This window comes from Janthinobacterium sp. LS2A, assembly GCF_036543145.1.
GTDB lineage: Bacteria > Pseudomonadota > Gammaproteobacteria > Burkholderiales > Burkholderiaceae_D > Janthinobacterium > Janthinobacterium aestuarii.
Window position 1 is genome coordinate 1,056,300 of record NZ_JAZHPB010000001.1, and the last position, 15,926, is coordinate 1,072,225.

Annotated in this window: 11 protein-coding genes; 3 read left to right on the plus strand and 8 right to left on the minus strand. The window is 60.9% G+C overall.

Annotated features, from left to right (window positions below; genetic code table 11):
• Positions 1 to 24: 24 nt before the first annotated feature.
• Together purL and V3C40_RS04905 are read right to left on the minus strand one after the other, a co-directional pair.
• Positions 25 to 4,062: a phosphoribosylformylglycinamidine synthase gene (gene purL / locus V3C40_RS04900; protein WP_331776724.1), complete on the minus strand. Its 4,038-nt coding sequence runs from the start codon at positions 4,060 to 4,062 to the stop codon at positions 25 to 27.
• Between the two features lie 193 nt (positions 4,063 to 4,255).
• The gene (locus V3C40_RS04905) at positions 4,256 to 5,320 is read right to left on the minus strand and encodes a GGDEF domain-containing protein (protein ID WP_331776725.1); all 1,065 of its coding nucleotides are present in this window, start codon (positions 5,318 to 5,320) and stop codon (positions 4,256 to 4,258) included.
• Positions 5,321 to 5,668: 348 nt separating this feature from the next.
• On the opposite strand from V3C40_RS04905, the gene V3C40_RS04910 reads away from it, so the two are divergent.
• The gene (locus tag V3C40_RS04910; protein ID WP_139088868.1) at positions 5,669 to 7,294 is read left to right on the plus strand and encodes a tetratricopeptide repeat-containing response regulator; all 1,626 of its coding nucleotides are present in this window, start codon (positions 5,669 to 5,671) and stop codon (positions 7,292 to 7,294) included.
• Positions 7,295 to 7,634: 340 nt separating this feature from the next.
• On the opposite strand, the gene V3C40_RS04915 is transcribed toward V3C40_RS04910, so the two are convergent.
• The 3 genes from V3C40_RS04915 to V3C40_RS04925 all read right to left on the minus strand — a co-directional run bounded on the left by V3C40_RS04915 (position 7,635) and on the right by V3C40_RS04925 (position 9,773).
• Positions 7,635 to 8,729, minus strand: coding sequence for a S41 family peptidase (locus tag V3C40_RS04915; protein ID WP_331776726.1), 1,095 nt, complete (start codon positions 8,727 to 8,729; stop codon positions 7,635 to 7,637).
• Between the two features lie 62 nt (positions 8,730 to 8,791).
• Positions 8,792 to 9,301, minus strand: coding sequence for a MarR family winged helix-turn-helix transcriptional regulator (locus V3C40_RS04920; protein WP_331776727.1), 510 nt, complete (start codon positions 9,299 to 9,301; stop codon positions 8,792 to 8,794).
• A gap of 169 nt (positions 9,302 to 9,470) precedes the next feature.
• A complete protein-coding gene (locus tag V3C40_RS04925; protein WP_331776728.1) occupies positions 9,471 to 9,773 on the minus strand; it encodes an HNH endonuclease in 303 nt (100 codons plus the stop codon).
• A gap of 695 nt (positions 9,774 to 10,468) precedes the next feature.
• On the opposite strand from V3C40_RS04925, the gene V3C40_RS04930 reads away from it, so the two are divergent.
• Positions 10,469 to 10,945 (plus strand): hypothetical protein, encoded by a 477-nt coding sequence (locus tag V3C40_RS04930; RefSeq protein WP_331776729.1) that lies wholly within the window; start codon positions 10,469 to 10,471, stop codon positions 10,943 to 10,945.
• Between the two features lie 358 nt (positions 10,946 to 11,303).
• Positions 11,304 to 11,561 carry a hypothetical protein gene (locus V3C40_RS04935; protein WP_034748572.1) on the plus strand — a complete coding sequence of 86 codons (258 nt, stop codon included), beginning with the start codon at positions 11,304 to 11,306 and terminating at the stop codon, positions 11,559 to 11,561.
• Positions 11,562 to 11,818: 257 nt separating this feature from the next.
• Here V3C40_RS04935 and V3C40_RS04940 read toward each other — a convergent pair whose 3' ends face one another.
• The 3 genes from V3C40_RS04940 to V3C40_RS04950 form a co-directional block, all read right to left on the minus strand.
• A complete protein-coding gene (locus tag V3C40_RS04940; RefSeq protein ID WP_331776730.1) occupies positions 11,819 to 12,364 on the minus strand; it encodes a hypothetical protein in 546 nt (181 codons plus the stop codon).
• 176 nt (positions 12,365 to 12,540) lie between these two features.
• Positions 12,541 to 13,113 carry a TetR/AcrR family transcriptional regulator gene (locus V3C40_RS04945; RefSeq protein WP_331776731.1) on the minus strand — a complete coding sequence of 191 codons (573 nt, stop codon included), beginning with the start codon at positions 13,111 to 13,113 and terminating at the stop codon, positions 12,541 to 12,543.
• 80 nt (positions 13,114 to 13,193) lie between these two features.
• Positions 13,194 to 15,620 carry a membrane-bound PQQ-dependent dehydrogenase, glucose/quinate/shikimate family gene (locus tag V3C40_RS04950; protein WP_331776732.1) on the minus strand — a complete coding sequence of 809 codons (2,427 nt, stop codon included), beginning with the start codon at positions 15,618 to 15,620 and terminating at the stop codon, positions 13,194 to 13,196.
• Positions 15,621 to 15,926: the final 306 nt, after the last annotated feature.

The window sequence follows — 15,926 nt, forward strand, 5'->3', positions numbered from 1 at the left end:
GACGCCGCGTTGAAAGCTAACTAATTACCCCACAAACTTCCGAGCATTCCTGAACATGCGCATCCACGGCGAATCCTCGCCCCACGCTTCAGGGTGGTACGACTGTTGCACGGAGCGGAACACACGTTCCGCGTGCGGCATCAGCACCGTGAAGCGGCCGTCTGGCGTGGTCACGGAGGTGATGCCTTCCGGCGAGCCGTTCGGGTTGTACGGGTAGGCTTCGGTGGCGGCGCCCTTGTTGTCGACGAAGCGCATGGCTTTGGTGACCTGGGTGATGTCGCCCGTTTGCGAGAAGTCGGCGTAGCCTTCGCCGTGGGCGATGGCGATGCCGGCTTGCGTGCCGGCCATGCCGTTGAAGAAGATCGATGGGGAATCCATCACTTCGACCATGGCAAAGCGGCCTTCGAATTTCTCCGACTTGTTGCGCGTGAATTTAGGCCAGGCGTGGGCGCCGGGGATGATGGATTTCAAATTGCTCATCATCTGGCAGCCGTTGCAGATACCGAGGCCGAAGCTGTCCGTGCGGTTGAAGAAGCGCGCGAACTGTTCCGCCAGGCTGGCGTTGAACAGAATCGTTTTCGCCCAGCCTTCGCCGGCGCCCAGCACGTCGCCGTACGAGAAACCGCCCACGGCGATGACGCCCTGGAAGTCGTCCAGTTTGACGCGGCCCGCAATCAGGTCGCTCATGTGCACGTCGACAGCGGTAAAACCTGCCTGGTGCATCACGTAGGCCGTTTCGATATGCGAGTTGACGCCCTGCTCGCGCAGGATGGCGACACGCGGACGCACGCCAGTGGCGATGAATGGCGCGGCGATGTTGTCGTTCTGGTCGAACGTGACGATCGGCGACATGCCCGGGTCTTGCACGTCCAGCAGGCGGTCGTATTCGGCGTCCGCGCAGGCCGGATTGTCGCGCAGGCGGGCGATGCGCCAGCTCGTTTCGCTCCACAGGCGGTGCAGTTCGGCGCGCGGCTGGGTGTAAATCAGCTTGGCGTCGCGCGTGAATTCGATCACGTCGCGGTCGTTCAATTTGCCGATGATATGACTGCAGGCGCCCAGGTTGAACGTGCGCAGCACATCCATGACGAGCGACTTTTCTCCCGCGCGCACCTGGATCACGGCGCCCAGTTCTTCGCTGAACAAGGCGCGCAGGGTCAGTTCGTTGCGGCGTTCCGCTACCTGGCCGGCCCAGTTCTTGGCGTCGCCCCAGTCGCTCGAATGCTCGCCTTCCATGGTCAGCATGTCCAGGTTGACGGACATGCCCGTGTGGCCGGCGAAGGCCATTTCCGTCAGGGTCGCGTACAGGCCGCCGTCCGAACGGTCATGGTAGGCCAGCAGCTTGTCGTCGCTGTTCAATTTCTGGATGGCGGCGAAGAAGCCTTTCAGGTCTTCCGCGCTGTCCACGTCCGGCGTGGCGTTGCCCAGCTGGCCCATGACTTGTGCCAGGGCGGATGCACCGAGGCGGTTCTTGCCGCGGCCCAGGTCGATCAGGATCAGCGACGTGTCGCCCTTGTCCGTTTTCAGTTGCGGCGTAAGCGACTTGCGCACGTCCGTCACTGGCGCGAACGAGGACACGATCAGCGACACCGGCGACGTGACGGATTTCGCCGCGCCTGTGCTTTCGTCTTTCCACGTCGTGCGCATCGACAGCGAATCCTTGCCGACGGGGATGCTGATGCCCAGCGCCGGGCACAGCTCCATACCGACGGCTTTGACCGTGTCGTACAGGGCTGCGTCCTGGCCAGGCTGGCCGCAGGCGGCCATCCAGTTGGCGGACAATTTGATGTCGCTGATATCGCTGATAGCTGCGGCGGCGATGTTGGTGACGGCTTCGCCCACGGCCATGCGGCCCGAGGCGGCGGCGTCGATGACGGCCAGCGGCGTGCGTTCGCCCATGGCCATCGCTTCGCCCAGATAACCTTCAAAGCTCATGGTGGTGACGGCGCAATCGGCCACAGGCACTTGCCATGGTCCCACCATCTGGTCGCGCACGGTCATGCCGCCCACGCTGCGGTCGCCAATGGTGATCAGGAAGGATTTGTCGGCCACGGTCGGCAGCAGCAGCACTTTTTGCGCCACGTCCTTCAAGTCCATGCCCGTCAGGTCAATCGCAGGGAAATCGTTGGCCACGTGGACCACGTCGCGCTGCATCTTTGGCGGCTTGCCCAGCAAGACGTCCATCGGCATGTCGACCGGTTCGTTGCCGAGTTCCGTGTCGATCAGTTTCAGTTGACGCTCTTCGGTGGCCACGCCCACGGCGGCGAACAGACAGCGTTCGCGTTCGCACATGGCTTTAAATAATGGCAGGCTTTCCGGCGCGATGGCGAGAACATAGCGTTCCTGCGACTCATTGCTCCAGATTTCCTTCGGCGCCATGCCCGACTCTTCCAGCGGCACCTTGCGCAGGTCGAAAATCGCGCCGCGCTTGGCGTCGTTGGTGATTTCCGGGAACGCGTTCGACAAGCCGCCCGCACCCACGTCGTGGATAGAGATGATCGGATTGTCTGCACCCATTTGCCAGCAAGCGTTGATGACTTCCTGGGCGCGGCGTTCCATTTCAGGGTTACCGCGCTGGACGGAATCGAAGTCCAGGTCGGCCGTGTTGCTGCCGGTGGTCATCGACGAGGCGGCGCTGCCGCCCATGCCGATGCGCATGCCCGGGCCACCCAACTGCACCAGCAGGCTGCCGACGGGGATGTCGTTCTTGTGCGTGTGCTGCGCCGAGATATTGCCGATGCCGCCGGCGATCATGATCGGCTTGTGGTAGCCGAAGACGGCGTCTTTATCTGTACCGACGTTCTGTTCATACGTGCGGAAGTAGCCGCCCAATACGGGACGGCCGAATTCGTTCGAGAATGCGGCGCCGCCCAGCGGGCCTTCGATCATGATTTGCAGCGGCGAAGCGATGCGCTCCGGTTTGCCGTATTGGTCCGCATCTGTGCGGCCAGCCAGCGGCGCCGTCACGGAAGCTGCCGTTTCCCAGCTGCGCACGGCATCCGGCAGCGACAGGTTCGAGACGGTGAAGCCGGTAAGGCCAGCTTTCGGCTTGGCGCCGCGGCCCGTCGCGCCTTCGTCGCGGATCTCGCCGCCCGCGCCCGTGGAGGCGCCAGGGAATGGAGAAATCGCCGTCGGGTGGTTATGCGTTTCCACCTTCATCAGGGTGTGCGTCAGTTCCGTCGACGCCGCGTATTCGTGCTTGTCACCGCGCGGGTAGAAGCGCGATACGGTCGCACCTTCCATGATCGAGGAATTGTCGCTGTAGGCGACGACGGTGCCCTTCGGCTGCAGTTCATGCGTATTCTTGATCATGCCGAACAGGGACTTCGGCTGCGCCACGCCGTCGATGGTCCAGTCGGCGTTGAAGATCTTGTGGCGGCAATGCTCGCTGTTCGCCTGCGCGAACATCATCAGTTCCACGTCGGTCGGGTTGCGGCCGGCCTTGGTGAAGGCGGCGTCCAGGTAGTCGATTTCGTCTTCCGACATCGCCAGGCCCAGTTCCGTGTTCGCCGTTTCCAGCGCGGCCTTGCCCTGCCCCAGCAAATCGATCGATTCGAGCGGGCGCGCTTCCAGGGTGCGGAACAGGTCCTTGGCGTCGTCGGCGCTGCGCAGCACGGATTCCGTCATGCGGTCGTGCAGCAGGTCGGCCACGGCTTGTACCTGCTCGTCCGTCAATTTGCCGGCGCCGATGGCGCTGCCCAGGATGCCCGATTTCAGGTTGATGCGGAAAGCGATGCCGCGTTCGACGCGCTTGATGTGCGCCATGCCGCAGTTGTGCGCGATGTCGGTGGCTTTCGAAGCCCACGGCGAGATCGTGCCGAAACGGGGGATGACGAAGAATTCTTCGGCAGCGCCTTCCGTATTGTCAGCCTGGGCCGGCTCGCCGTACGTCAGCAAGGCGCCAAGGCGCGTGCTGTCGTCGTTGGTGAGAGGCGCGCTGGCATCGATGAAATGGACATAGCGTGCTTGTACGGCAACAATCGCAGGCGAGACGGCTTGCAGTTGGCTTAACAGACGGTGGCTACGGAAATGGGACAGGGCATTGGAACCCGGCAGTATCAACATGATTGGAAGGTGGTTGATGCAGCGTGGCTGCGGGTTAAAGGTAGGTATGACAATATCTTTCGTACGGCAAATTTCCTTTGCGCGCATTATACCCGTTTTACCCCTGCCTTATGACCGGAACTTGGCCCTTTGCCACCGTTTTGCCCCTCACAGCGGCAGTTTTTGACACTGCAACAACACCCTCAGCCGGTCATCAGGCGATCACATAGCGGTTCTTGCCTTGCCGCTTGGCCAGGTACAGGGCCTCGTCGGCCCGCCGGTAGCTGTGGCCCAGGTCCTTGCTCCGGTCCAGCTCGGCCACGCCCACGCTGATTGACACGAACTGTGCAGCCAGGAAAGCCTGGCTGACGGCTTCGACCAGGGAGCCGGCAAAGGCGCGCGCGTCTTCCCGGTCGCCCGCGTAGACGATGCCGAATTCCTCGCCGCCCAGGCGGCCGCACAGATGGCCCTGGGCCTTGTCCGCGATGACGGCGGCCGTGCGCACGAGCACCGCGTCGCCCGCATCGTGGCCCTGCTGGTCGTTGATGATCTTGAAATTGTCGATGTCGATCATCAGGAAATGCAGCATGCCGCCATGGCTTGCGCCATGCATCTGCTGGGCGCGCTGCGTGAACATGCGGCGGTTGTTCAAACCCGTCAGGCTGTCCTGGAAGGCCAGCCGCGTCAACTCCACCTTGGAGTGATAGTTACGCAAGCGCAATAAACTGAAGCTGACATTCAGTGCCAGCCCGAACAGCACGCTGACGGCGATCATCAAGGGCGCCCAGGATTGGTCGGGCAAGCCCGCGTTGACGGGATACAGGCCATGGCCCACGTTCCACCAAACGCCGGCCACCACGGCCAGGTAGCTGAGACCGCCATTGAAAATGGAGGCGATGGCCAGGGTCATGAAGACGCCCACCGGCAAGACCCAGAAGCTGGCGTGATGCACGGCGTCGGCCATGGTGCGCAAGCCGAAAGTCAGGGCCAGCACGGCGCAGGCGCCGGTAATCGTCAGCACGGGCAAGGTGGTGCAGCGGTAGCGCACGACCAGGCTGATCAGCATGCCCAGCAGCGCCAGCACGGCATGCGTGAGGTTCGGATGGTAGGTAGGCGGCATCAGCAGCCACGTCAAGCTGAAGGCGATGATGCCCAGCACTTGCGTGACCATGCCGACCCGGTGCAATTCCGCAAAATAGGTATGCTGCTGTTCGCTGTTGCCGCCAAATGCGAGGGGAACGGCAACGCGGCGCAGGGAAGAAAGATCAGGAACACGCATACGGGTATCGACACCAGAAAGAAGAAAAGCGCCCGGTACAGCCTTGCGCATGCCTGGCCGCAAGGTTGTGCGGCATCCAACATTAGTTGTAATTAGGATACTATCATGCTAGTCAACTATGTGCTGGAATTTGCGGCGCCGGCACTGGCGCGCAGCACAACGGCGCCATGAAATACAACGCTGCGCGCCACCGGATGCGCCTTGCACCCTGCCCTACGCCCGATTGCACGCATTTTGCTGGCAGTGCCGGCCAGCTTTGCAGTATGCTGATAAAAAACAATACTGCCAGGCCGAGACATATAAGAAGAGTTCCCGCAAATGACCGAACAGATGAACGAGAGCTGAACAATGCCAGAAACTAGCGACTTATCTGTCCTGATCGTCGACCCGAACCCCAGCATGCGGGGCAATCTGCACAATATGCTGAATCAGGCTGCCATCACCAAGGTGGAATATGCCGTCAATGCCGGCACGGCCATCCGCTTGCTGACGAAGAAACCGTTCGACATCATCCTGTGCGAATACGATCTTGGCAGCGGCACGGACGGCCAGGATGGCCAGCAATTGCTGGAAGACTTGCGCCACCATAAGCTGATCGGCCTGTGGACGATCTTCATCATGCTGACCTCGGAAGCCATCCACAGCAAGGTAATCAGCGCGGCCGAACTGACCCCGTCCGACTACATATTAAAACCGTTCACCGTCGACGTGCTGAGCGGACGCATCGCGCGCGCCATCGAGCGGCGCGCCATTTTCCTGCCCACGTATCAGCTGATCGACAAGGGCGACTTGCGCGAAGCCGTGAAAAGCTGCCGCGCAGCCGAACTGCAGCACCCGCGCCTGGCAGCCGATTTCGCCCGCCTGCGCGCCGAGCTGCACATCGCCCTGGACGAATGGAAGGAAGCGGAACAGCTGTACGCCGACATGCTGGCCACGCGCCCCATGGCTTGGGCCCACCTGGGACTGGCGCGCACCCTGTTCGAACAGCAGCGCCACGAAGAAGCGCAGGACGCGCTGCTGGAACTGGTGGAGGTCTATCCCCGCTTCATGGCCGCCTACGACTTGCTGGCGAAGAACCATGAAGCCATGGGCCAGCAGCTGCAGGCAAAGAAAATCCTCGAGGACGCGGTGGCCATCTCGCCGCACATGGTGCGCCGCTTGCGCCACCTGGGCGGCATCGCCTTCGACACGGGCGACATCGGCGCGGCCGAACGGGCCTACAAGCAGGTAGTGACGAAAGCCAAATACTCGGAATTCCGCGATCCCGAAGATCATGTGAATCTGGTCAAAACGCTGGTCAAGAAAGGCGATGCACCGCAAGCGAGCGGCGTGCTGCGCGACATGGAGCGCTCCTTGCGCGGCGGCGCCAACGTGGAAGCGTGCCGCGCCATCTCGGCCGCCATGCTGCATGAATTGTCGGGCAACGACATCGCCGCCGCCACCGAACTGCAGCTTGCCGCCGCCGCGCTGGACACGGCGCGGGGCCTGTCAACGCAGCTGAAGGTGGGCCTCGTGCAAAGCTGCCTGAAAAATAACCTGGAACAGGCGGCGTCCGACGTCATGATGAAACTCGTCAACGAAGCCGACAGCGACGTGACAATGGAAGCGGCCGTTGACGTCTTTGAAAAAGCGGGCCGCCACGACCTGGCGCAAGGCATGGGCCAGCAGATCACGAACCAGGTGCAGGAACTGATGCAGGATGCGGCCAGCAAGTCGGAAAGCGGAGAGCTCAAGGGAGCCGTATTCGTGCTGCGCCAGGCCCTGCGCAAGACGCCAGGCAACCTGCCCGTGCTGTTCGCCTCCGTCGATGCCATCCTGCGCCAGCTCAACATGCTGGGCTGGGAAGCCCCGCTGGCCGAACAGGCGCAACACCAGATGCAGGTGATCCGCAAGATCGATCCCAAGCATCCGAAGCTCGAGTCGCTCAAGCAGCAGTACGAGGCGACGCAGCACAAGTATGGTATTGCGACTTGAGCTGAGGGACGCACTGCAAACCTGCTGCGCAGCCCATTTCCGATGATTCACGTAGGTCGGATTAGCGGGGCCGCCGAGGCGGAGCGTAATCCGACACCATTGTTGGCTCAGTAGCGTCGGATTACGCGGCGTGCCGCCGCTAATCCGACCTACGCCTGAGCTGAGGGACGCCCCTGCAAACCTGCTGCGTAGCCCATTTCCGATGATTCACGTAGGTCGGATTAGCGTAGCGTAATCCGACACCATTGTTGGCTCAGTAGTGTCGGATTACGCGGAGTGTCGCCGCTAATCCGACCTACGCACCATCGGTACCGCCACAAGCTTGATCAGCTTCGCGATATCAACGCTCGTCCCTGAGCGTGTAGACCGGCTTATCGGACTCCCCCTTCTCCGCCATCGCCAGCACGCGCTGCAGTTCCTTGCGCTCGTTGCCCTCCTTGGCCGATGACACCAGGTTGCGCAGGATGGCGACATGCGCCGTCTGCAGCGCCTGTGCCGCCGGCACGGCGATGTCCGGTTTCACGCCGACATGCTCCCAGTTGGTTTTGGTGACGGCATTGGTCGTGCGCGCGGTCGGAATCGCGACAATGATGTCCTGCCCTACGTTGTACCAGCTCACGGGATTGGAGCCGCCGCCGGTGGTTTCTCCAACCACCGTCCCCCGTTTCTGCGCCTGGATGCCATAGGAGAAATCCTCGCCGCCGGAAAACGTGCGGGCCGAGGTCAGCACGTACACGGGCTTGTCGTAACGCTGTGCGACCGTCTTCACGGTCCAGAACTGCCGCGTCGTACCGGTAGGGCGATCGTACATGTCGATCAGGTGACGCTCGTCGCCGAATGGGAAGAAATGACTCATCAGGTAAGCCACGCTGGCCGGGCTGCCGCCGCCGTTGCGGCGCAGGTCGAGGATCAGCGCATCCGTCCCCGCCATGAGCGACATCGCCGCCGTGTACGCCGCAGCGACGAATTCCGGACCGCCGAAGCCGCGCAGCTCGATATAGCCGACGTTGCCGGGCAAGCGTTCGATCTTCTCGATATCATAGCCGCGCCGGGTGGTCTGGTCGCGCCATTCGTCAATCTTGGCGCGGCTGGGCACTTCGGCGGCACCGCTGCGCTCACGAAGACCTTCGTAAAACGCGGCGCCGAAATGCAAGTCACCGCTCAATTCCCGCAAGTCCTTCGCCAGCGCCGCACTGAAGGCCTTCACGCTGGAGGCAGTCGCATAGCCTCCTTCGGCATTTTTTCTGGCAATCGCACTGCCGACCCGTTCGGCCACCGCTGGCTCGATGTAATTCGCGTTCATTTTCACTGCCAGTGTCTGCACGATCGCCGTGCGATCGGCCGCGTTCAACGCGGTGTCCTCCGCCGCAAAGGCGTGCAACGACAACAATGTACCCAATACGACGCCTGCGACAAACTTCTTTCTACCTGACATACATTCCTCCAAGTTGGACTGCGAAACGTTTGATCGTTGTGCGAAAAGTGTGCGTGGCTGCATCATTCAGGTTTCTCGCCAGGTGTTGTCGTCGCTGCGTCAGAGCGGGCATCCAGGCGCAGCCTGCCATCGTGGATGCGCGCGCCGAAGGAACGCGTCTCGAGTACGGCGATCGCCTGTGAGAGGCAGTCGGACAAGGGAAACGCCAGCTCCGCATCGAGGCTGTCGGCTGCGGATTTGGTCGCCTGCCAGCACAACCGCAGGCGCGGCAGCAGCGCTGCGCCAGCGGCGCTGAGGCGCACCACGCGCTGCCTGCCGTCTTCGCCGCCGGCGGCTACCGTCAACAGACCCTTCTTCACCATCAAAGCCACTGTCTGGGTCGCGGCGGGCTGCGTGAGGCCGCCCAGGGCCGCCAGCTCCCCAATGGTCGCGCTCGGCTGCTCGGCCAGCACCCGCATTACCGGCGTGTAGCGCGGCCGGTAATCGAGCCCCGCTTCCACGTAGGCCTGCTCGACCGCGCCGTCGAGCAGTTCGATGAGATGTCTTAATTGCGTGCCCAGTCCTGGTTTCATGAAACCATCGTAGCACTATTTATATAAGAGCTTATATAAATATTTGAAAACTATTGAAGCGGGCCACCATCCAACCAAGGTGGCCTCAGCGAAGCGCCTGCTTGTGCACGTTATAAGTTAGCGACGATTGGTACTTGGCAATGAGTTCGCTGCTACTGCAGCGCCTGCATCAGCGCGGGAATTTATACCGTACCAGCAGCGTAGCTCCCTTGCCGCCAGGTGGCGTCAGCAGTATCTCGTCACCCGGCTGCATTTCTTCATACATCACCGTGCAACAGGTCGGCATCGAGTGGCCGCGCGCCGGATAAACCCCAACCTCGGTGTGCAGGTTCGCAGCGCGTACGTCCACGCTGGACTTGCCGGCCTTTGCTTCGTCTTGCAGCAGCTTGCGCAGTACGGTGACGAAGTCCTCTTTGCTGAGCCTGACAGGTGCCTGGTTTGCTTGCGGGCGAGTGGTTGCGTCGTTTTTCATGGCAGTTTCTTTCAGTAAATAAATTTTCGCCACTATAACATTCGCTCCTGGCGCAACACGACCAGGGGGCACAGCGAGGCCATCACATCCGACCGAGGCAACTGCGGCAGAACGCCTGCGATGGAGCTGCCATCATGATCGGCGCGACATGGCATCTGGCGTCTGGTCAAAGCAGAAGCTACGCTGGCCGCTTACATGCTCCAAGTGATGAGGCGACCAGCCATTTGGGGTAAAGTGCTGCATCCAGCGGATTGACCCGCCGGTTTGAATTGCCAACGGCAGTAGCCAACAGCAGGCATTGCAAACGTTAACGTCTTGTGGGGTTCAAGCACCTAGAGGAAAATCATGGCAGGAAAATTTTTGAGCCGAGGCGCGCTAGTCCACCTTATCAAGAGTCAGGAACGAACTAATGCTATTCAGAAGCGCGATGGATTAATCCAGCACCCGGTGCGAACAACTGTGTGTGGCTGCCCTGACCCTGATTGCGGTGGCTGGCATACCATACTGACCGAGAAAAACGTGCCAACCGAAGACGAATGCAGGTCGATTTTGCAACGAGAAAAGACCAAAAGAAAGGGCTAGTTGCGTATGGCCGAATCTGGCCAAGAGCGGATGTTGAATAAGTTTGCGATGTGCAAGAACACAAGTTGTTTAATTCAGGGGCGTGCAGTCGCCCATTTCTAAATATGGAATCAATGACAGTGATGGCAATAAAGTGGAGGAACCAGGAGGTGCGAAGCCACAATGGCCTCGTGTGCAGCAACGGTGATATCTACGAAGTGCACGAAACCTGGATGGCCAGAGTACATGAAAAACAGGAGCTTGGCGGTTGGCTCAATGTCGCGATTCTGGCGCAAGAAGAGTTGTATGGTGGTCAGTACATAGTCAAGTGCGGAGAGGCTGCGGAACACGGCTCAATCGGCGTAGTCGTTTTGGAATCGCTGCAAAATCATGAACCTGTTTGGACGTTTGTTTCGGATCAATCCAATCCATTTGATCAAATAACAATCAAGGGCGGCTGGGTTGTGGTGCTGTCAACGTCAGGCGCCGTGTTACGGTTTGGTGCGCCAATGAGGGAGGCAAGGCTTCTGCTTACGCGTACTTCGATCCATGGCTCTAACGACGGCGCTTGTAAAGTGGTGAGAGGCTGCGCGTCCGCTATGCTTAGGTGATGCCTTTTAGGCAGCCTCCGGCCAAGAGCAGCCGTTCAATGATCGGTTCAATTATGAAATTTATGCAATACGATGTAGTTAAGATTGCGGCATTCAACGTGCAACAGGCCACATTTTCTGATGCATTCAATCTTCGGCGGCCGGCAATCGCTGACGTCGCAACCATCATTGAAATTTACTCATCACCTCCGGGTTACGAGTTGGAATGCAGTGATGCACACGGTATTACACAATGGCTAGTTGCGTTTCGACCTGAAGATGTAGTGCTCGAGTTGCATCGCTAATTCGACCGAGATCGGCCAGAAGCCGCCGTTCGCCGATGTAAAAACTGAAACATCCTTCTTCCTGGAGCATCGATTTGGACAAGATGATTGTTTTGCGAATTTCCGATAATAGTGGCGTAGACTTGAATGGCGTCAAACTACATTCAACAACTGAGGTCGCGGAAGCTCTTGAGAAAATCTCCGCCGAGAACCCGGACATGGCAGTTTCTGTCGAGGCCACCGATTCCAAATGGTATGAATCTATCGGGAAGGCCATTTACGGTAGCCACCGGGCGGGGTTTTCAGGTGAACGGTTTCGCGTACTTATCGATGGCAAGCCTCTGGAAGCCTGACATGAACCTCGGTTACTCCACCGCCTGCTGCCGGCCTATCGTGTTGAAAAACGCGGGTAGGTTGACGTTTAGCTAGAAATTCTGACAGCCTAGACTGGCCAGAACCGCCGCTATTGAACGATCTCCGACTGTTTGGAGGTCTGAGACCTCCCGAAATTGTTGCCGATCGACTTCTTCAACACAATAGGCCAAAAGCGGACGGTCAGTCGCCGCGGTTTTGCTTGAGCATGTCCTCGATCAGGACGGCAGGATATTGGTCAGACCTGCCGCTTTATCCCCGGTATTGCAGCGTAGACGTGCAGCACATCTCCATCAATATGTATCACCTGCGCCGGTGTTCCTTCGAACACGGGCGCAAGCAGCAAGGGGCGCAGGTCGCCACTTGCCACTGCCGCATCAAGAAATACCAGCAGCTCAGTGACGCTGGCCTGCGCCACACGGCCCTGGAAGATAACGCGCTTGCCGGCATGTGCGACCAGCTTGTGGGCCACGTAATATGCTGGCGCCGTCAACTGCATCCGCAAGTCGGTCATCGAATCGTATGCGACCAGCGGGCCGCCGCGCAGGACCGGCGCCAGCATGCTGAAAAACAGCGCATCGGCATCCGGTCCCGGCGCGACTTCCTGCTTTGCCAGCGCCGCAAAAGTGTACTCGTTCTTCATGCAGCCCTGGCTTGGTATGGGATGTGCCGACGAACGTCGATGTGTGCGGTTTTCATGGGCAAAGCATAGCACGGCGAGCAAGCATTCATTTGAATGCCGGTTGTGGCAGCCTTCAAGCATACGTGAGATCAAATGCTTCAATCCCACGCCAATTTCAACAGACCGCAAACGAACTTTGAAGGTCCGCTTCGGGGGCGAAAGCAGACGAACACGACGGCCAGGGATAAGATGGCGAACAGGACTGATGCTATGACTAATGCAATGCTGCCCGACGGCTTCAGCTGCTCACCTTTCAGCACAGTCGGATTATGGCCCCGCTAATCCGCCCTACGCTCCACCCGCGCCACCACCAGCTCAATCAATTCCGCAATCAACGGCCGGAACGTGGCCGCATTACCGCCCTGCCCCAGCATCACGGTGCGCGTGGTCAGGTGCGAGAAGACGGCGTCGAACAGGATTTGCGGCAGGTTGGAAAATGAGGTATCGGGCGCGATGCGGCCCTGGGTGCGCTGCTGCTCCAGCAGGCGCAGGATGAGCGCATGCCACACTTGCGGGCCGTGCTCGTACCAGGTCTGGCCCACGGCCGGCACGGCGGCGGCGCCCGTGACGACGAGGCGGTAGAAATCCACGTGGCGGGGGCTGGTGACGACGGCCACCAGTTCGTCGAGGATCAGCTGCAAGCCCTGTTCCAGGCCCGCTTGCGAGGTATCGAGCTGGCGCAGCGCGATGATGAAGTCGGCGCACAGGTATTCGACCACGGCCACCAGCAATTCCTGCTTGCTGCCGAAGTAGCGGTAAGCGGTGGCTTTCGAGCCGCCCGCCTCGGCCACGATGGCGTCCATGCTGACGCCGTCGTAGCCGGAGTCAAGAAAGAGTCTGGATGCCGCCACCAGCAGCTTTCGCCGCCGCTCCTCGCTTCGGGTACTCGGGGAAGCGGGAACGGTGCGCAACTGGGGCATGAAGCAAACTCTTACTGTGTCTTGGGAAGCGCGTATGCTATCACGTAATCCCCCCGGTCCGGGCTCTGGCGGGCGCCGCCCGCGACCACCACGACGTACTGGCGGCCCGACTTGGGCGACACATAGGTCATCGGCGTGCCTTGCGAACCGACAGGCATGCGCGCCTTCCACACTTCATGGCCGGTGGCGATATCCATGGCGCGCAAATAATAATCCTGCGTGCCCGCATAAAACACGAGGCCGGACGCCGTGCTCATGCCGCCGCCCAGAGTCGGCATGCCCAGCGGGATGGGCAGCCTCGCCTTGACGCCATTGACCACCGCATCCTGCACCGTGCCGGCCGGACGCTCCCACACTTTTTTCTTCGTCTTGAGGTCGATGGCGGCAAACACGCCCCACGGCGGGGTTTGGCACGGTATGCCCAGCGGCGAATTGAAGGCCTTGTGGTCGATGACGAACGGCGTGCCATCCATCGGATAGGTGCTGCCCACGCCGTGGCCAGCCGTCAGCTTGGCCACGTCCACCGTTTCGCGCGGCACCAGCTTGACCACTTGCGGCATGCGGATATCGTTGACGAACATATAGCCATTGCTTTCATCGACGGCCGCGCCGCCCCAGTTGAAGCCGCCGTAATAGCCGGGGTAGATCAAGGTCTCTTTCGTGCTTGGCGCCGTGAACTCGCCCTGGTAATTGAGCTTGCGGAAGCTGATGCGGCAGGCCAGCTGGTCGAAGAAAGTGGCGCCCCACATGTCGCGCTCCGTGAGCGTATCCGCGCCGAGGGCCGGCATGCCCGTCGAGTATGGCTGCGTTTTCGACACCCAGTCGCCGGCCGCGTGCTCTTGCGGCACGGGTTTTTCCACGACTTCCGCAATCGGTTTTCCCGTGCGGCGGTCCAGCATGAAGATCTGGCCACGCTTGGTCAGCTGCACCAGCGCGGGGATCTTGCCTCCCTTGCCGTCCGGGACGTCGTACAGGGCCGGCTGCGCTGCCACGTCGTAGTCCCAGATATCGTGGTGGACGGTTTGATACGTCCAGCGCTCGCGGCCCGTGGCCATGTCGAGGGCAACGATGGCCGATGCGTATTTTTCCGTCAGCGGCGGACGCTTGCCGCCCCAGAAGTCCGGCTGCTCGTTCCCCGTCGGCAGGTAGACCAGACCCAGTGCATCGTCGAACGCGGGCGCCGACCACATGTTCGGCGTGCTGCGCGTGTACGTCTGCCCTTCCGGCGGCAGCTTGGTAATGGCTGGATTGCCCAGGTCCCAGGCCCACACCAGTTCACCCGTGTCGGCGCTGTAGGCGCGCACGACGCCAGACGGTTCATCGGTCGAGCGGCCATCGAACACCCAGCCGCCGAGGATGATCAGGTTGCGCGCCACTGTGGGCGCGGATGTGTAGGCGTAGTACGGCACGTTCATCTTGACCTTGCCCAGGCCGACCGTCAGGTCGACCGAACCCTTGTCGCCGAAGCCTTCGCACTGCTTGCCCGTCTGCGCGTCGATCTGGATCAGGCGCGCATCCATGGTCACTTGCACGATACGCTGGGCACAGGCGCCCGCCACCGGCGCGCTAGCCGCCTGCATGCCCTCAAAACGGAACGGATTCGTCACTTTCGCAGGCTCGTAATAGCCGACGCCGCGGCAACGGTTCCACGTCTTGGTATTGGCCGGCTTCGGGTCGAAGGTCCAGCGCTCCTTGCCCGTATCGGCATCGAGCGCGATGACCTTGCTCGTCGGCGTGCACGTATAGATGGTGTCGCCGATCTGCAGCGGCGTGTTTTGCGATTCGGACGCGCCTTCGGCCAGCTCGCCCGAGCGGTAGGTCCACGCCACTTGCAGCTTGTCGACATTCTGTTTGTCGATCTGCGTGTACGGCGCGAAGCGCGTGCCCTTCGGGCCATAGCCGTAATGCGCCCAGTTGGCGCTGCCGCCGTTCACCGCCGCCAGCGCATCCTGCTGCGGCTGCAAGGTGGCGTCAAGCACGCCGTGCGGCTTGAACATGGCGGCGAAACCGGCCACCAGCACGACGGCGAGCAGCGCCGCGAAACCGCGCGACTGGCCGGTGTGCTTGCGCCCCGCCAGCCACGGATGCAGCAAGGCGGCCACCAGGCCGATGACGAGGAACGGCGCCAGGCGCGGTACCATGGGCCAGAAGGCGAAGCCGATTTCCCACACGGCCCATACCAGGGTGGCGATGACCAGCGCGGCGACGATGCCGCTCGCCAGCGGTTTGCGGCGCAGATACAGCACGCCAGCGAGGAGCAGGCCGAGACCGGCCAGCAGGTAGTACCAGGAACCGCCGAGGGTAATAAGTTCGATGCCGCCGGCGGCCAGGGCCAGGCCGGAAAATCCGAGAAAGATGCCGAAAACCGTCAAGGCAAGCCGCTTGCCCCTGAAGACCGCCGGGATCGCCGGCGCTCCTTTATTTACTGAAGTGTCCATTTTTTATCCATGACGCCTCCCCTGCCCAGGCAAATACGCCGGGGATGGCTGGTTTTTTCAAATCTACGTAGTGAAACTGTACTGTACGGTTTCATTTTATGCCGATTTTTGATGCAAGGAAAGAAAAATTGACGCGGGAGCTTGATTTTTGGCGGGGATGGGGAGTTGACGGGGGTGTCGGATTACGCGCTTGCGCGCCTCGGCGGCCCCGCTAATCCGACCTACCGGAACGCTGAACGTGCGTAGGTTGGATTAGCGCAAAGCGCGTAATCCAACAAACACAAGTCAACCGGATAGCAGCCGGTT